General features: G+C 56.3%; 19 protein-coding genes. 8 read left to right on the top strand and 11 right to left on the bottom strand.

Going from position 1 to position 17,081, the window contains the following annotated elements:
- Genes fliE through LC094_RS07905 form a run of 3 tightly spaced genes read right to left on the bottom strand, consistent with a single transcriptional unit; the run spans position 1 to position 1,120 of the window.
- Positions 1-297, bottom strand: coding sequence for a flagellar hook-basal body complex protein FliE (gene fliE / locus LC094_RS07915; protein WP_226551518.1), 297 nt, complete (start codon positions 295-297; stop codon positions 1-3).
- A 28-nt stretch (positions 298-325) separates the two neighbouring features.
- Entirely contained in the window at positions 326-718 is a 393-nt protein-coding gene (gene flgC / locus LC094_RS07910; protein ID WP_226551509.1) for a flagellar basal body rod protein FlgC, read from the bottom strand.
- A 12-nt stretch (positions 719-730) separates the two neighbouring features.
- Positions 731-1,120 (bottom strand): FlgB family protein, encoded by a 390-nt coding sequence (locus LC094_RS07905; RefSeq protein ID WP_226551508.1) that lies wholly within the window; start codon positions 1,118-1,120, stop codon positions 731-733.
- Positions 1,121-1,200: 80 nt separating this feature from the next.
- Here LC094_RS07905 and LC094_RS07900 point away from each other — a divergent pair, with 80 nt between their 5' ends.
- Positions 1,201-2,523: a FliI/YscN family ATPase gene (locus LC094_RS07900; protein WP_226551500.1), complete on the top strand. Its 1,323-nt coding sequence runs from the start codon at positions 1,201-1,203 to the stop codon at positions 2,521-2,523.
- A gap of 7 nt (positions 2,524-2,530) precedes the next feature.
- On the opposite strand, the gene LC094_RS07895 is transcribed toward LC094_RS07900, so the two are convergent.
- The 6 genes from LC094_RS07895 to LC094_RS07870 form a co-directional block, all read right to left on the bottom strand.
- Positions 2,531-3,328, bottom strand: a complete 798-nt coding sequence (locus LC094_RS07895; protein WP_226551498.1) for a DUF1217 domain-containing protein — start codon at positions 3,326-3,328, stop codon at positions 2,531-2,533.
- Positions 3,325-3,732 (bottom strand): flagellar biosynthesis repressor FlbT, encoded by a 408-nt coding sequence (gene flbT / locus LC094_RS07890; protein ID WP_226551497.1) that lies wholly within the window; start codon positions 3,730-3,732, stop codon positions 3,325-3,327. The genes LC094_RS07895 and flbT overlap by 4 nt, the downstream gene beginning before the upstream one ends.
- Positions 3,733-4,104: a flagellar biosynthesis regulator FlaF gene (gene flaF / locus LC094_RS07885; protein ID WP_226551495.1), complete on the bottom strand. Its 372-nt coding sequence runs from the start codon at positions 4,102-4,104 to the stop codon at positions 3,733-3,735.
- Between the two features lie 86 nt (positions 4,105-4,190).
- The gene (locus LC094_RS07880; protein WP_226551493.1) at positions 4,191-5,705 is read right to left on the bottom strand and encodes a flagellin; all 1,515 of its coding nucleotides are present in this window, start codon (positions 5,703-5,705) and stop codon (positions 4,191-4,193) included.
- 228 nt (positions 5,706-5,933) lie between these two features.
- Entirely contained in the window at positions 5,934-6,287 is a 354-nt protein-coding gene (locus LC094_RS07875; protein ID WP_226551491.1) for a flagellar protein FlgN, read from the bottom strand.
- Positions 6,274-6,564, bottom strand: coding sequence for a rod-binding protein (locus tag LC094_RS07870; RefSeq protein ID WP_226551482.1), 291 nt, complete (start codon positions 6,562-6,564; stop codon positions 6,274-6,276). The genes LC094_RS07875 and LC094_RS07870 overlap by 14 nt, the downstream gene beginning before the upstream one ends.
- Positions 6,565-6,668: 104 nt before the next feature.
- On the opposite strand from LC094_RS07870, the gene LC094_RS07865 reads away from it, so the two are divergent.
- From LC094_RS07865 to LC094_RS07855, 3 genes are all read left to right on the top strand, one after another.
- The gene (locus tag LC094_RS07865; protein ID WP_226551474.1) at positions 6,669-8,780 is read left to right on the top strand and encodes a flagellar hook-length control protein FliK; all 2,112 of its coding nucleotides are present in this window, start codon (positions 6,669-6,671) and stop codon (positions 8,778-8,780) included.
- A 12-nt stretch (positions 8,781-8,792) separates the two neighbouring features.
- Entirely contained in the window at positions 8,793-9,467 is a 675-nt protein-coding gene (locus tag LC094_RS07860; RefSeq protein WP_226551472.1) for a flagellar hook capping FlgD N-terminal domain-containing protein, read from the top strand.
- Between the two features lie 69 nt (positions 9,468-9,536).
- Entirely contained in the window at positions 9,537-10,388 is an 852-nt protein-coding gene (locus LC094_RS07855; protein ID WP_226551464.1) for an aminoglycoside phosphotransferase family protein, read from the top strand.
- Here LC094_RS07855 and ubiB read toward each other — a convergent pair.
- Positions 10,375-11,910, bottom strand: a complete 1,536-nt coding sequence (ubiB, locus tag LC094_RS07850; protein WP_226551456.1) for a 2-polyprenylphenol 6-hydroxylase — start codon at positions 11,908-11,910, stop codon at positions 10,375-10,377. The genes LC094_RS07855 and ubiB overlap by 14 nt on opposite strands.
- Positions 11,910-12,659 carry a bifunctional demethylmenaquinone methyltransferase/2-methoxy-6-polyprenyl-1,4-benzoquinol methylase UbiE gene (gene ubiE, locus LC094_RS07845; protein ID WP_226551454.1) on the bottom strand — a complete coding sequence of 250 codons (750 nt, stop codon included), beginning with the start codon at positions 12,657-12,659 and terminating at the stop codon, positions 11,910-11,912. The genes ubiB and ubiE overlap by 1 nt, the downstream gene beginning before the upstream one ends.
- Before the next feature lie 87 nt (positions 12,660-12,746).
- Here ubiE and mutM point away from each other — a divergent pair, with 87 nt between their 5' ends.
- From mutM to dnaA, 4 genes are all read left to right on the top strand, one after another.
- Positions 12,747-13,598, top strand: coding sequence for a bifunctional DNA-formamidopyrimidine glycosylase/DNA-(apurinic or apyrimidinic site) lyase (gene mutM, locus LC094_RS07840; RefSeq protein WP_226552227.1), 852 nt, complete (start codon positions 12,747-12,749; stop codon positions 13,596-13,598).
- Between the two features lie 59 nt (positions 13,599-13,657).
- Positions 13,658-14,434 (top strand): enoyl-CoA hydratase, encoded by a 777-nt coding sequence (locus LC094_RS07835; protein WP_226551452.1) that lies wholly within the window; start codon positions 13,658-13,660, stop codon positions 14,432-14,434.
- A 177-nt stretch (positions 14,435-14,611) separates the two neighbouring features.
- Positions 14,612-14,875 carry a 30S ribosomal protein S20 gene (gene rpsT, locus LC094_RS07830; RefSeq protein WP_219783278.1) on the top strand — a complete coding sequence of 88 codons (264 nt, stop codon included), beginning with the start codon at positions 14,612-14,614 and terminating at the stop codon, positions 14,873-14,875.
- 797 nt (positions 14,876-15,672) lie between these two features.
- Entirely contained in the window at positions 15,673-17,073 is a 1,401-nt protein-coding gene (gene dnaA / locus LC094_RS07825; protein ID WP_226551450.1) for a chromosomal replication initiator protein DnaA, read from the top strand.
- The last annotated feature ends 8 nt before the right edge of the window (positions 17,074-17,081 follow it).

Raw genomic sequence — 17,081 nt, 5'->3', positions numbered from 1 at the left:
TTACACCGGCATCCGAAGGATTTCCTGATAGGCCTCGACCACCTTGTCACGCACGGTGACGGCGGCTTCGATCGCCATCTCGCTCTGGGCCAAAGCCTGAACAAGTGCCTGGCTGTCGGCTTTGCCGGCCATAGTCGCCTGTGCGACCTCTTCGCCCTGAGCCAAAGTTTCCGCGAAACTTGCTGCAGCCTTGCCCAGAGGGTTTTGGCCAGCCTGTTCGTTGGTCTTGGGTTGGGCCGCGGTCGCCGGACGCGTGGCCGCGTAACCTTGGGCTGCAAATGCTGATCGGATATCCATTCTGGTCTCCTAAATGATGCGTGGCGTTTTACCGACGCAGTAGGTCAAGCAATGATGAGGACATTTGTCGGGCCTGATCGAAAACTTTGAGGTTCGCCTCGTAACTGCGTTGCGCTTCGCGCGCGTCCGCAATCTCGATCATGAGCTCGACGTTCGAGCTGTCGTAAAACCCGTCTTCTCCGGCAAGCGGATGACCGGGGTCGTAAACTTCCCTCAGAGGTGAGGCATCAAGCTCCACCGGTCCGGTTTCCACCGCCCCAGTTTTGGCGCCTTGATCGACAACCTCTTCAAAGGAAACGGTTTTACGGTGATATCCGGGGGTGTCGGCGTTCGCGATGTTCTCGGACACATAGCGCAGCCGATTGGACTGAGCCTGCATGCCCGATGCGGACAGGTTGAGAATATTTTGCAAATCAGACATTCACTTCCCTCCTTATTTGCGCCCGATTGAGGTGCGCAGAATGTTCATCGAACTTTTGTAGACAGAGAGCGCGAGCTCGTGTTCGTGCCGTACTTGGCTAGATTTCATCATCTCGGTTTCAAGAGACACCGTATTGCCATTGGGAGAGGTCGCGCCCGGCGCATCGAACAGATCGTAGCCAGAAGGTGTTGCCGCAGAATCAAGCACGTGCCCGGCACGCGTTGTGCGCATCTTCGTGTCAGAGGATGTGGTGTCATAGGTGTCGGCAAAGGATGCGATATCCTTTGCGCGATACTCGGGCGTATCCGCATTCGCGATATTTTTCGCGATCACTTCCTGGCGGGTCACAGCATGTCGTGCCATGCCGCTCGCCATTTTGAAAATATCCAAATTCTCGAACATCGGGGCTTCTCCTCCGAGTTATCTCAACCAAGGCTTAACCCTGATTCCTTTAGAAAGAGTTGTCGAAACTGGAGGTCTTCATGAGTGGAGTTGGATTCGAATTGCTTTTGTCCGAGGTTGCAGCGGTCAAACCGGTGCAATCCGTGGGGCGTGTAATCGAAGTGTCGCGCGGTGTCTTAACCGTGTCGGGGCTGAGTGGCATCGCGGCGCTGGGCGATCTTGTGGAAATCGGGCATGGCAAAGACATCCGGCGCGGCGAAGTGCTTCAGCTCGACAAGCAAACGGTCACGGTGCTGCCGGACGGTGGCCCGGATGGGTTGTCCATTGGGGATGCTGTCTCGCATGTGGGTAAAAACCACATCGCGCCAGATGACAGTTGGATCGGTCGGGTGATTGATCCTTTCGGTCAAGCTCTTGATGGAAAACCAATTCTTCAAGGAAATAAACCGCGCGCTTTACGGGGGCAGCCAATGAATCCCACGGAGCGAAGACAACTCGGTGGGCGTCTGGAAAGTGGTTTGGCGGTGTTCAACACGCTTTTGCCCATCGTCCGCGGACAACGTGTTGGTCTTTTTGCGGGCTCCGGGGTTGGCAAATCGACACTTCTGGCAAAGCTCGCCACTGGCTTGCAGGCAGATGTGGTCGTGATTGCGATGATCGGGGAACGTGGTCGTGAAGTGCGTGAGTTTCTCGACAGAGTTTTGGGGCCAACGGGCTTGAAGCGATCTGTCATTGTGGCTGCGACGTCAGATCAATCTCCCATGGTGCGTCGTCGTTGTGCTTGGACAGCCATGTCTGTGGCGGAACATTTTCGCGATCGAGGAAAGCAGGTCCTCTTTCTCGCTGATTCTGTCACGCGTTTCGCCGAAGCGCACCGTGAGGTCGCGCTGGCAACAGGCGAGTCGAGCTCCCTGCGCGGCTTTCCTCCCTCAACGTCCCATCTGATCACAACGCTGTGCGAACGAGCTGGCCCTGGTGTTGGTGATATGGGGGATATCACGGCGGTGTTTTCCGTGCTGGTTGCAGGCTCGGATATGGAAGAGCCTATTGCGGATATCCTGCGAGGTGTTCTCGATGGTCACATCGTCCTTGATCGCCAAATCGCCGAGCGGGGACGCTTCCCGGCGATTGATTTGCTTCGCTCCGTGTCGCGCGCTTTGCCGCACGCGGCCAGTGACCAAGAAAACGAACTTATCTCTCGTGCGCGTCGTCTTTTGGGCGTTTTCGACAGATCTGAAATGATGATTCAGGCGGGGCTTTATTCGGCTGGCACGGACCCTGCCATTGATGAAGCCATCGAAACATGGCCGCGACTGGATCAGTTTCTTGCTCAATCTGAACCTGACGGAACGCAGCAAAGTTTTCAAAAGCTGGCGGCCTGTTTTGCAGCACAGACAGCGTGACTGTCCTTTAAAAGGAGCCTGTCAAAAGTGCGAGAGCATTGGAGGCTGCAGATGTGCCGGTTGAGCCGGCATTGATTTCCGAACGAATGAGGAAGAGTTTAACGAGCTCGTCTTTCTTTTCGGGATCCGCGAATTGCGACACTTCAGAATTTCCGAGGTATTGTTTTGCTTTGTCACGAAAGCTCGTAAGCTGCTGATCGAGATCCAGACCGCTGATCGAATTTGGCAACCCGAGTGCAGTTTCAAAAACAGTTCTCAGGGCTTCGTTGCCCATGATCGAATACCAACGTCCATTGTCAGTCGTGTCTTTTTCAACCAATGCGGCCAGATCATCATCGAGATTCAGGGCAAGGCGCATATTCTGATCTTGGTTGCCGACAGCAATCTGAAATTGTTTTTCCTGATACGCAGAGAGAATTTCATCCGGAAACGTGCTCATGACCGTATTCGGTATGTCAAAATCGCCGAAGCCAAACGCCTTTGAGAACTCAAAATACCGTTTGTCAGAGAGCTTGTTGGACAAGGATTTTTTATCGAGAGTGCCTTCGTCCAACACTTTTTCAATAAAGAATTTATTGTTGATATCGTCATCCAAGCCAAATGCACCAAGCGCCACCTTGAGGAGCTTGTAATCGGATACGAGTTCTTCAGCAGAATTGATTTTCGAGATGTTTTCCCGAAAATAATCTGCTTCGCGTTGAATCTCAGCGGAGTTGTTAAAGGCAGCTTGCTGTGTGTCTTTGGTTCTTTGGAGGACAACCCATCCAGCGTAGCCGCTGAATGGGACAATGGGTTGATAACTCATTGGTATTGGGCCGCAGATAGGAGCCGCTCTTCTCTCGGGAGAAGGCTGCGAAGCGCTTTGAGCGCTTGGTAGTACTGCTCATTCTGGATGTCTGATGTTGCGGCGTTGAGAATTTTCCGACTATCCGCATCCGTCAGAACTTGGCTGAGTTGCTCGACGCCACGCATCAGCTGGATGCTGGCATCTTTTGGATCAGCATCTCCAGAGAGAACCAACTGAGCGATATAGCACACCCGTCTCACGGGTGTATTGACCTCTTCAGGGTGAATTGCATCCCTGAGACGCAAAATATTTGCGTTTGGTGTGACAATTGAAAGGCGAGAGCGGCGGTCACCGTTTTCAATGACAGCCCCGTTGATCAGAACGCGCTCTTTGGGACCAAGTTTTAAGACAAGACCGCTCATTTATTGGCCCTCTCGTTGCAGGCCACGCATGATGGCGGTGTTGATGTCGATCAGGGCCGTCTCGTCGGCTCTCTTGGAAAGAATGTCTGATGTGTGTTTTGCGGTGAACTGTGCCAGATAGAATATCTGGGCGCGGAGTTCTTTGGGGAGCTGGTTGTCCTTCTCAGCGACATTTGTCGCAAGAAGGGTCCAAAGACGACGATTGTCATAAAGCGCCTTAACATAGGCGGAGTAGGACAGTTTCTTGTCTTTGGCGGCTTCACGAAGGCGATGCGTAATTCTGGCGATTGCCTCGTATTCTGTGCCGCGTGGCGTCCTGATGGGGGCGGCGGTATTCGAGTAGGCCGTTCGGGCCATTTGAAGAGCGTTCACGTCGTATCCTTCCGGTGACAATGAATTTCAACGCGCGGTTTTTCCGCGAGGGATCCGGGCGCCGCTCAGGCGCCCGGAAAATGCTCTTAGCCGAAGAGCGACAGGATGGTTTGCGGAGCTTGGTTGGCGATCGAGAGCGATTGCACACCCAGCTGCTGCTGAACCTGAAGGGCCTGAAGTTTGGCCGATGCTTCTTCCATATCCGCATCCACCATGGACCCGATCCCGGAGGTCAGAGCGTCGGTGAGATTGGAGATAAAGCTGGACTGAGTTTCAATCCGACCTTGGGCAGAACCAAAGGATGCGGCAGCATCAATCGAGTTGTTGATCAAGGTTTCGATGTTGCCGAGGGCAGCGTCGGCCCCTGCATTCGTGGTGACATCGATGCTGTCGAGGCCGAACAGACCACCGGAGGCTTCACCGCCTTCGTTACCGGTCACAGAGAACGCCAAAGAAGACCCGTTATTGTCGACCTTCAAAGACCATTGGCCGGTGTCGGCGTCTTTGCTCACAGTGGTCGAAATATCCTCGAGGCCAGCAGAGTCGATCGCAGTTTTCAGGCCGCGGGCGACGTCCTCCATGGTCTCGCCTTTACCGGCGACGTAGTTGTAGGAACTGCCCCCAACCGTCACTTTGTAACCGTCACCCTCCTTCACGGCGGCGGACGTCGAGAAAGCAATGCTTTCGGCGCGTTCGTCAATGGTGCCAGAGGTGTCGCTCAGACCGGTCGTGCCGTTCAGCGCGGTGATCAGGACGTCACCATCACCTGCCGTGGTCTCGCCGCTGGTCACGGCAATGTCTTCGAAGGCGTTGGTCGAGCTGATCGTCAGCGTGCCGTCCCCGTTGCCGGTTGCGGTAATGCCCTCAAGGCCAAGGCCGTTGATCATCCCTGCAAGCCCGTCTGCGACGTCTGCCACAGCGGTGCCGGTGGCGGTAAAGCTCACCTCGACGCCTGCGACACTCAGGGTTGCAACGTCGTCAGCCGCCCATGTGTTGCCCACAGTGACAACGGCAGTGTTGGCCGTATTGGACACTGCGGTATCCGAGGCCGTGGCGTTGGAGGCCAGCGAAGTTCCGCTACCATATGTACCGGCGCTGGTGGACAAATCTTGCCGTGCAACTGTGATGTCAGAGGCGGTCACCGTGCCATCGGAGGCGCGGTCGAGCGAAGAAAGCACATTGACGTCGTCGGTGCCTTCCACAAGGCTGAGGCCGTTAAATTGGGCCGCGCCGACAACGGATTTCACCTGGCCGATAAGGGCGTCGATGTCTGTTTGAATCTTTTCGCGGTCGACGTTTTCTTCCTGCGCAGCGACGACTTTTTCTTTGATGTCGGTGAGCAGGTCGGTCACGGTTTCAGCGGCCTGCGACGCAACGGCGAGGGTCGATTCGCCAAGAGCAAGGCTGTCAGAAATGGCTTTGAAACCAGCGACATCCGATTCCATCACTTTGGAGATGGCCCACACGGAAGAGTTGTCTTTCGCAGAAGCAACATCTTTACCGGTGGAGATCATGCTTTGGGTTTTGGAGAGATCGGAGTTGATGGAATTCAGGGTCTGCAGCGCAACCATTGCGCCGTTGTTGGTCAGAATGCTGGACATAGCATAATTTCCTTTGATCTAAGGACGCATTTTGCGCCGCATGAGTTTCGAGATCCGCCCCCACGGGCGGTTTCAGGATCGTCATTCTGACTGATTACGGATGACCTTTTCCGGTCGACCGTGCCACCCCCTCGGGATGCACTCTGATCATTGAAGCTTAAAGGCTAAAAGTTTCCTAAGCTGCCTCGGATAGATGCTTTCAATTTGAGGCAAAAATGGGGCATCTGCTCAGGCTTTTCTCTTCATGGTTAATGACTTACGAACCATTGAGGTGGTGGTGCCCGCCGGTCCATAGGTGTTGAAATCGGACGAGGGCGATTTCAATGAGCTGAGCCGTTCACGCGCCATCCGGAGCCCTTTGGCAGAGGCCAACAAAAGGCGTTGGTTGCCTTCGATGCGCTTTTGCAATGTGCTGAGAGACTCTGCTGGAACCTGAGATTTGGCAATCATTGCCATCAGATTCTCTTTAGGTTTGGCCAGTGCCCGAAGAGTAGAGAAATCGCTTTTAAGAAGCGCTTCTTTTTCCTTATCGAGCAAATCTGTAAGGGCCGAAATCGGGCGAAAAACATCAAGAAGAGCCATGAGATTTCTCCTTTAGAGCGTTGAAAATCTGTTCAGAAAGACCGATTCCCCCAGCTTCGACCATTTTTTCGGCCTGCGCCTGGACGAGGAAAGATGAGAATTGATCCTCACCGGAGCCGCCCCCAAAGGTCTCCGGCGTTTGCCCGAATCCTGCGCTCTTCAACATCTCTGCAAGAAAGGCCGCCTCAAGTTTGTCGGCTGCCTCTTGCATCTTCTCCTCATGTTTCATCTGCGGAGTCTGAGGTGTCGTGACAGGATTTATGGATGTCAAAGACATGGGGTCTCTCCAATTCGAAGTATTTTTCGACTCCTAACCGCAATTCGGTAAAGAACCGGTAACCCTCTGCATGGATATTGGCATCACGGCGAAAGAAATCCCGGATGCAAGAAATGCAAATTTTAAACTCTGACTTTCAGGTGACGGATGTTGCCGGTTCACAGCTTCGTTCTGCTTCGGGGTCTGTTGACCGTGTCGATGCGAAAAGAGAGCAGGCCTCTGCACAGATGGCCTTGCCCGATGCCGCGGGGAAGAATTCGGCGGCAAAAGACGGCAAGACATCTTTTGAGGACGTTTTTGTCCGTGAAAATCGCACCAGTGAAAATCCGTCGAAGACAGGTCCTGTGGTGCTTTCATTGTCAGATGTCAAAACAGCGACTGCCATTCCGCTGACACCTGTTCCGCAAACCAGAATCCTATTTGATCAGCAGGGACAATCTACGCTTCAAAACGTATTTGGCGTGCAAAATCTGACCGAACAGGACGCAGATATTGCGCCGATTTTGGGTGTTGCGGTCGTGTCCGACACAGATGCTAACGCGCCTGATGATGTCGACAGTGATGTAAGACAGGAAGGTGAGACGCTCGATCTTGACGATCATCTTTCCGACATGGCGCTGACCGTTGCTGATCTTAACGTCGCGTCTGCTGCGCCGAAAAACTTGGGCGACAGCCACGAGGACGTGACGCCGGTCGTCCTATCGAACAACGTGTCATCTGCAGCGCCCGCGATGACCAACGCAGAAAAAACGGTCCCCGAGGGCGCTTCGGTTGCGATGATCCCCGCCGAAAATAAGCCTTTCTTTAAGCGTCAGGACAGTTTGGCGGTCGATTTGACCTCTGGGTCTGGGAGAATGCCTGTAGACGCACGCGCTGAGACTGATGCTTTAAGTGCTGCGACGGGCAAAGAGGGTGTGCTTGTTGATAAAGTCGAGCGTGAAACAAACACGATTACGCCTGATTCTGCCCCACCCTCCGCTTTGCGGGAGGGTGAGTATGAGGCGACTTTTAATCAGCCTTCAGCCACAGAGCGTAAAGAGAATACGGAACGTGTGGCCTATGCGTCTGCGGTGTTTGTGAAAGACAGTTCGCCCACAGCCGCATCACAGGCAAGTGACATGCCTGTCGATAGAATCGAGACCCGGCTCCAGACCGCAGCCGTAGAAACGGTGGAAACGGGGCCGGTGCATGAACAGATGGGAAAACAACCGGATAATCTGATTGCGACGCCTGAGCAGGAGCATAACACCAATGCGTCAGGCGCCTCTCAAACACCGTCCAAGGAGACGGTGAGGACAGTGGTGTCTCAAGCGGCGTTGAATGCATTCCCTGAAAGCGCAATGTCGAATGAGATGACGGCTGACTTGAACATCCAGGGCATGAAAGAGGGGGCGACGCAGCCTGATTCCGAACCGCGCGAGACCAAGCAAGAGCTGCGGGAGCAGAGACTTGAAACAGCCGCCAAACCTTTGGATGCCAAAGCGGAAACCAAAACCGATTCGTCTATCGACCAGCCGGTAGAGTTCAGCGAAGCTCAGCCGAATGCGGCGGAAGAAACCACAACTGTTGAGGATGCTGACGCGATGGCTGTGCGCGACACGCGTGCCCAAGCTGTGATGCCGACGCCTGAAGCTTCCGCGACGACGGCGGGAGTTGCAGTCGCGGCAAACGAGTCACTCTCGGTCAGTGACGAAAAGCCGGAAATTTCGGAGGGGTTGGATGAGCTTACCAGTCTGTCCGGTACATCCCGAGACCATCAGATTGCGCGCGATCTGGCGTCACCGACCAGTGCCGCCAATCGCATTGAGCTTCCCAATCGGGTCGCGATGCAACTCGCGGATGCGGCAAGGCAATTGCCTGACAAGCCGGTAGAAATCACGCTGACCCCGGAAGAACTGGGCAAAGTGCGCTTGTCGTTCCACGTCTCTGAAAACGGTGCGATGCAAGTGGTGATCGCGACAGAGCGCCCTGACACACTCGATCTTTTGCGTCGCAACATCGATAGCCTCGCTGCGGAATTCAAAGACCTGGGATATGCCAACAGCGGGTTCAGCTTTGAAAGCTTCGATCAGGGCACACAGCAAGGCGATTCTTCCCGCTTCACCGGCTTCGGTGATCTGGGAGCGACAGAGAGCTCTGGCGGTGACATCGACATACGACCTGACCCGGTTCGCCTGACTTTGGGCGGGACGTCCGGAATGGATCTTAGGCTTTAACAGGAGGCTTGGATGACCAACACGATTGCCGCAGCAAACGCTGCTACGACCACTGCATCGACGAGCCCATCAAGCGCGTCCGCCAGCTCTATGATGAGCTCGGATTTCGAAACGTTTTTGAAGATGCTGACGGTGCAAATGCAAAACCAGGATCCTCTCAATCCGATCGAATCGACGGACTATGCCGTGCAGCTCGCGACCTTCTCCGAGGTTGAACAGGCGGTTCTGACCAATGATCTTCTCGAACAATTGTCTTCACAGCTCAGCTTGATGGGTTTCTCGCAATTGTCCGGTTGGGTCGGCCAGGAAGCGCGCAGTGAGGCGGCGGCCTATTTTGATGGCAGCTCGCCTGTCACCTTGTCGGGAGACTTCGCGACGGCGGCCAACTCGGCCGTTTTGATCGTTCGTGATGCGAGCGGCAATGTGGTGCAAGAAGTGCCAATCGACCCGAAGCAAAAGACATTCGAGTGGTCGGGCTCCGCCAATGGCGGCACACCGGTTGGTGCGGGGCTCTACAGCTTTGAGATCGAGAATTATTTCAACGATGATTATCTTTCGACGACATCGGTTGAGAGCTATTCCAAAATCATCGAGGCCCGCGCCGATAATGGAGATATTATCCTTGTGCTCGAGGGCGGTAATGAGATCGGGTCTTCGGATGTGACCGCATTGCGAGACTCGGAATAGCCGCACGCCCCTTGATGATCCTCATCGGGTGACGCTAAGTTTGGCGATCTGTTTCCGGGGGCGCCAACTTTGACTATACATCCAGACGGTCCACCAGATGAGCTGCGGGCGTTCGCGCGGCAAAGTTTCGGGACGGATCAAACATGGATCACCTTGTCCGGCGGGCGCAGCAATCGGTCTTGGCGTCTGAAGACGGGAGCGGGCTCCTGGGTTTTCAAGCTGTTTGATGCGGACCGTTCCAACCGCCTCTTTCCCAATGATCCAACCGCAGAACGTGCGGCGCTTCAGGTTTTGGCAGGGACCGGTCTTGCACCCGACTTTCAGACCTCTTTTGCGACAGGCACCGGCATATGCATTGTCTATCGATATGTTGCAGGTGCGCCTTTGCGTTACACGGATGCGGAGACAATTCGAACGCTTGCAAGGCTTCATCAGGTTGGGGCACCGAAACTGAGGCGGCTTGAGAGCACGCCAAGGGCTCTTTTGCAGCAAGGCCGACAGATTGTAGCGGGCCTTAGGGGCGAAGGCGTCAAAGAGTTGGACCGTTGTGCGCCGGAGCCGCGAGATATTCCGGCCGGGCCGAGTGTTTTTCTCCACGGCGACCCGGTCCCGGCCAATGTTCTGGCGTATGGGGAAAAGCGGATGTTGATCGATTGGCAATGCCCGGCCATCGGGGACGCCACGGCGGATCTCGCGATTGCGCTCTCCCCGGCCATGCATGTCGTCTACGGAGCAGGCGCCCTTCCGCCAGCGGACGAATTCACGGCTCTTCAGGCCTATCCGGACGCATCCGTTATCGAACGCTACCTGTCGCTCAAACCCTTTTTCCACTGGCGCATGGCGGCCTATTGCGCGTGGAAAGTGGCGCAAGGCGAGGCCGTTTATGCCCGCGCCTTTGAGGCTGAGCTTAGCCGAATATAAGAATGGCTGCGGCGCCGAGGCCTGCGGAGACAGCCCCCCCCAGAAGCAGCCAGAGCACCTGCCAACGATTGGTTTGTTTGGCAGGTTTTTCCGGCTCTTTGCTTTGGGCAATCAAAAGCGCTTCGGCCAATTGCGGCAGGCGCGGTCCAAACCGCGACAGAACCCGTGCGGTGTTCCACAAATCGCGGGTCAGAGCGCGTGGGCCAATGTTCGCCTTGATGTACTCCTCGACCACCGGCTTTGAGACTTCCCAAATATTGATATGCGGATCGAGCGAGCGCGACACGCCTTCGACCACCACCATCGTGCGCTGCAAGAGGATCAGCTCGGTGCGGGTCTGCATCCCGAAGCGCTCAGTCACCTCGAACAGGTAGGACAAAAGCCGCGCCATAGAGATGCGCGTGGCGTCCATCCCAAAGATCGGATCACCGACGGCACGCAGCGCACGGGCAAATTCATCCACGTCCTGGTCAGCCGGGACATAGCCCGCTTCGAAATGGACCTCGGCCACACGTTTGTAGTCTTTTTTGATAAATCCGTACAAAATCTCGGCATAAACACGTCGTGTATACTCATCGAGCATGCCCATGATGCCGAAATCCAGCGCGATGATGTCGCCGTCGGGCGCGATCTTGAGGTTGCCTTGATGCATGTCTGCGTGGAAAAAACCATCGCGCAGCGCGTGGGTCAGGAACATCTGCAACACGCGGGGCCCGAGGACCGACAGGTCATGTCCGGCGGCGGTGATCTCATCGACATTTGAGGCGGTGATGCCATCGACCCATTCGAGCGTCATCACGCGTTTGGACGACAGTCCCCAATCGACGGCAGGTACTGAGAAACCTTCGTCACCCACCGTATTGGCGGCATATTGCGAGGCGGAGGCGCTCTCCAGTCGAAGATCCAACTCGCCATGCACCACGCCTTCGAAATGCGCGATGACTTCGGTCGGGCGCAGACGGCGCGAGGCGGGGGAAAGTTTCTCGATCAGCGAGGCGATCAGGTAAAACGCATCCACATCAGTGCGAAAGGCGCGCTCGATCCCGGGGCGCAGCACTTTGACGGCTACGGCCTGACCGGTATCGGCGCGCACGGCCTTATGGACCTGCGCGATAGAGGCGGCGGCGACGGGTTCGGAAAACTCGGAAAACAGCTCGGAAATCGGGGCTTCGAGTTCAGACTCAATGGTCTTGATCGCGGCGTCCCGAGGGAAGGCGGGCATCCGGTCCTGAAGCACTTGCAACTGCTTGGCAAGATCGGCGCCGACGACATCGGGACGCGTCGACAAAATCTGTCCAAATTTGATATAAGCAGGCCCCAACGCGGTCAAAGCGCGTGTTAAAGGCGGTTGTTCGGGGTCGCCCTTATAGCCCAACCATTGAAACGGCCAGACTACGGTGCGCGCCAAAACGCGAAAGGCCTTGGGGGCATCGAGCGCATCCATTGCCTGCGTCATGGCGCCTGTGCGCTCCATGGTCGCGCCGGTGCGGATGAGCCGCCAAATGTTGTGAGGTCCGCGCATCAGAGTTTCCACCCGGAGTGCAAGGCGGCAATACCCATCGTCAAATTACGATACTTAACGTTGGAAAATCCGGCAGTTTTGATCATCTGCGCAAATGTATCCTGATCCGGAAACTTTCGGATGCTCTCCACCAGATACTGGTAGCTGTCATAATCGCCCGCAATCGCCTGACCCATGCGCGGAATGACGTTGAAGGAATAGAGGTCATAGGCCTTCTGCATCATCGGGTTCGGAAGTTGCGAGAATTCCAGAACCATCAGACGCCCGCCGGGTTTCAACACGCGGTAGGCCTCGGAGAGCGCATCGGGGATGCGGGTCACGTTCCGGATGCCAAAGGAGATCGTGTAAACGTCGAACTGATTGTCCTCGAACGGCAGTTTCATCGCATCGCCGGTCACCCATTGCAGGCTCTCGGCCATCTGTTCGGCCTCGGCGCGTTTGCGGCCCTCGACCAGCATCGACTCGGTCATGTCCAAAACGACGGAGGTCGCCCCCGGCGCGCGTTTCAGAAAGCGGAATGAAATGTCGCCCGTGCCCCCCGCGACATCAAGCAAGTGTTGATCGGGACGCGGCGCCAGCCAATCCATCATCGCATCTTTCCAGATCCGGTGAATGCCCATCGACATCACATCGTTCATGATGTCGTATTTCGAGGCGACGGAGGTAAACACCCCATGCACCATCCCGGCTTTCTGATCCTCGGCCACATCTTTGAAACCGAAATGGGTGGTTTTGCCGTTCTCGCTCATCGCTCTTGAACCTTTCTCGAAACTCACCCTTCTTATAGGGCTCACATCGGGCGTGACAATCGCATGTCGCAAAGCGAAGGGGCCAAAATGCCGGAATTGCCAGAGGTCGAGACGGTTCGTCGCGGGTTGGAGCCCTCGATGGCGGGGGTGCGGATCACGCAGGCCGATGTGAACCGGCCAGATTTGCGCTGGCCCTTCCCAGAGCGGATGGCGGAACGGCTCACGGGCGCGCGGGTTGAGCGGCTGCGCAGGCGCTCGAAATATATTCTTGCCGATTTGGACACAGAAGAAACCCTGCTCATTCACCTCGGCATGTCTGGCCGGATGACGGTGTCTGGCGATCCCTTGGGACAGTTCGTGCATGATCACCCGGCGTTGGAAAAGCATGACCATGTGGTATTTCATATGGAAAACGGCGCGCGGGTGACCTTCAACGATCCGCGGCGGTTCGGGGCGATGGATCTCATGGCGACCGGCACGGAAGAGACGCATCCTCTGCTGGCCAAGCTTGGCCCGGAACCTCTGGGCAATGCCTTCAGCGAGGATCACTTGATCGCCAGGCTCAAAGGCAAGAACACCCCGATCAAATCGGCGCTTCTGGATCAACATGTCGTCGCGGGGCTGGGCAATATCTATGTTTGCGAAGTGCTGTTCCGCGCGGGCATCCATCCGGCGCGCAAAGTGTCGCGGATTTCAGACGCGCGGATTGCCGCGCTCGTGCTGATCATCCGCGAGGTGCTTTTGGAAGCCATCGAAGCCGGGGGATCGTCGCTCAAGGATTTTCGCCAGGCCGACGGCGAACTTGGCTATTTTCAACATAATTTCCGGGTCTACGGACGCGAAGGCCACCCCTGTGTGACGCCGGATTGTGCATCTGTCGTCAAAAGGATCACGCAATCCGGGCGATCCAGCTTCTTTTGTCCAAGCTGTCAAAGATGACTTGATCCGAGAGGTGTAGCTGTTAGGACTTCCGGACACGACCAGAACCGGAGGGCGCAATGGCCTACAAAACGCTTCTTATCGAGATCAAGGACAGTGTCGAACTGATCCGGCTGAACCGACCAGAGGCGCTCAATGCGCTCAATTCCGAATTGCTGTCGGAACTGGCCGATGCTTTGGGCAAGGCCGATCTCGACCCGAAAGTGCGCGCCATTGTTATCACCGGCTCGGAAAAGGCCTTTGCCGCCGGGGCCGACATCAAGGAGATGTCGGAGAAATGCTACGCCGATATGGCCAATGAACGGCTCTTTGCCGATGACGCCGACCGCATCAACGCGACGCGCAAACCGGTGATCGCGGCGGTGGCGGGCTATGCGCTGGGCGGGGGCTGCGAATTGGCGATGATGTGCGATTTCATCATTGCCGCCGACAACGCCAAATTCGGCCAGCCGGAGATCAACCTTGGCATCATTCCGGGCATCGGCGGCACACAGCGCCTGACGCGGTTTGTCGGCAAATCGAAAGCCATGGAGATGATCCTGACCGGACGGTTCATGGAGGCCGAAGAGGCCGAGCGCGCGGGGCTTGTGTCCCGTGTCGTGCCCGCCAAGAAACTGGTCGAAGAGGCGCTCGCCGTCGCCGACAAGATCGCCGAGAAGAGCGCGATTTCCGTGGCGGCCGCGAAAGAGGCGGTGAAACGGTCTTATGAGCTGACGCTGGCCGAAGGCATCCGGTTCGAGCGCACGAGCTTCCAAGGGCTCTTTGCGACGGAAGACCAGAAAGAGGGCATGGCCGCCTTCGCCGAAAAGCGCGCGCCACAGTTCCGGGACAAGTGAACCCGGCTCTGATTGGGCGAGAGATGAAAAACAGGCTTTCCTTTTCAGCGATTCTCGCCTAAAGGGACGCCTTACATGCGTGTGGAGCCCGCTTAGGCTATGATGATCCTCCCCGAAAGGGTGGCGAGGCCGTTCGCGCAATCGAAATTGTAACACGACCTCGAAGAGGAATATCCCATGGCAAATTCGCCCCAGTCCAAAAAACGCGCCCGTCAGGCCGACCGTCGCAACGACGTCAACAAAGCCCGTCGCTCCCGCATCCGCACCTTCCTGCGCAAAGTCGAAGAAGCCATCGCCTCCGGCGATCAGGCTGCTGCGAAAGCCGCTCTGCAAGCCGCTCAGCCCGAGCTGATGCGCGGCGTGACCAAAGGTGTTGTTCACAAGAACACCGCCTCGCGCAAAATCTCCCGTCTGGCCGCTCGCGTCAAAGCCATCGGCTAAGTCCGGCTCAGTCCAAAGGCTTGATAAGACTAGGAAAACGCGCCTCAGGGCGCGTTTTTTCATGTCAATATCAGAGCGATGTGCGGCAAATTTATGCAGCTTGCACAAACGAATCTCGCCAGGAAGCGCGGCTAGCAAATCCCCGCCTGTCAGGGCAATTCCCCAAATCGAACCGGGACGCAGAGCCGAGGCATATGAGGCAAATTCGCCACGCTAACATGGGTGGTTATTGAAGAATTTGGATTCGGTTTTCGTAAAGACAGAGTCAAGCGCGAAGATCGATTGCGACTCTCCCAGCGGGGTTGCTAGCTTGCCCATGCGATTCACGTCGTCTTGGGGGGACATTCAGGAATCGTGTCGCTGAGACATACAGACTTACAGGGAAGCTCTGCCGCTCCCCTGGGTATGTTTTTGCTGCACGATCCTGGGGCTGTTTCTCGGATAGGGGTATCCGGGGGAAAGCTGTCCGGTCCTGACCTCGCCGATTTATGCGAGGGAATGGTCTGGTCTGTCCAAAACACCCGTGCCGTCGTTTCGAAAGCCGCGACATCGAAGAGTGAGGTCTTTGATGAGTGACCGGCATCGGGCGTGGTGCGATCTATTTAGGGCCGGCATCGGCAATCATGCGACTTGTGAGGGAGTCGCGTGGCCGATGGTTTTATCCGTCCCTTCTGCCCAGGATGACTCGAAAAGCACGAGCCGTGATCTATGCGGGAAACCGCAAAGGTCCGTCGTCAGCGATATGTTGGCGTGAATAAAAACGATAACGAATATCGATAATGGGTCGAAAATAGAAAATGAAAAACGATACGTGGGGACGTGTTAAGCAGCAACTTCTCGAAAGCGTGGGCCGCAACAACTACGCAAACTGGATCGAGCCGCTCGAACTGAAAAAAGTGGACAACGGGGTCGCGGTGTTTTCCGTCCCGACGAGCTTTATGGCGAACTGGGTGTCGCGCAATTTTTCGGAAACCATTCTGATTCACCTCAAGGCCGCGAATGCGCCAGCCTCCCGTGTGGAGTTCCGCGTCGAACCGCACCAGACGGCGTCTGCACCTGCCGCCGAGGCCTCTGAGTCTAAGCCTCTGTCCAAAGCTGCCGCTCCGGCGCCGCAAAAAGCCGTCGAGCCACAGGTTCAGGACACGCCCGCAGAGGATCTGCCCGGTGCGCCGCTCGACCCGCGGTTCACCTTTGACAATTTCGTTGTCGGCAAGCCGAACGAGCTGGCCCATGCCGCCGCGCGCCGTGTCGCCGAAGGCGGTCCGGTGACCTTTAATCCCCTGTTCCTCTACGGCGGTGTTGGCCTCGGCAAGACCCACTTGATGCACGCCATCGCCCATGAAATCCGCGACCGCGACCCGTCCCTGCGCGTGCTCTATCTCTCTGCCGAACAATTCATGTACCGCTTCGTCCAGGCGCTGCGGGATCGTCAGATGATTGACTTCAAACAGATTTTCCGCTCCGTCGATGTGCTTATGGTCGATGACGTGCAATTCATCGCGGGCAAGGATTCGACGCAGGAAGAGTTTTTCCACACCTTCAATGCCCTCGTCGATCAGAACAAACAGATCATCATCTCCGCCGACCGTGCGCCGGGGGAAATTCAGGGCCTTGAGGACCGGATCAAATCCCGTTTGCAATGCGGGCTCGTCGTCGATCTTCACCCGACCGACTACGAACTGCGTCTCGGCGTGTTGCAAACCAAGGCGGAAAGCTACCGCGCGCAATACCCTGAGTTGAAATTCGCAGACGGCGTGTTGGAATTCCTCGCGCACCGCATTTCGACCAACGTGCGTGTTCTCGAAGGCGCGCTGATGCGCCTGTTTGCCTTTGCTTCGCTCGTCGGTCGTGAGATCGATCTCGACCTGACCCAAGAATGTCTCGCCGACATCCTGAAAGCCTCCGAGCGCAAGGTGACCGTCGAAGAGATCCAGCGCAAAGTCTCCGAACATTACGCTATCCGTCTCTCCGATATGATCGGCCCGAAACGGGTGCGTTCGATTGCCCGTCCGCGTCAGGTGGCGATGTATCTCGCGAAACACATGACCACGCGGTCCTTGCCGGAAATCGGGCGCCGTTTTGGGGGCCGCGATCACACAACGGTCATGCATGGCGTGAAGCGGATCGAAGAGCTCAAAGGCACCGACAGCCAGATCGCGGACGATCTGGAAATGCTGCGCCGCACGCTTGAGGCCTGATCTGGGCC

The sequence above is a fragment of the Celeribacter naphthalenivorans genome (genome assembly GCF_020524585.1).
Taxonomy (GTDB): domain Bacteria; phylum Pseudomonadota; class Alphaproteobacteria; order Rhodobacterales; family Rhodobacteraceae; genus Celeribacter; species Celeribacter naphthalenivorans.
The sequence above is the reverse complement of the archived record's forward strand: the minus strand, read 5'-3'. Positions and strand labels throughout refer to the sequence as shown.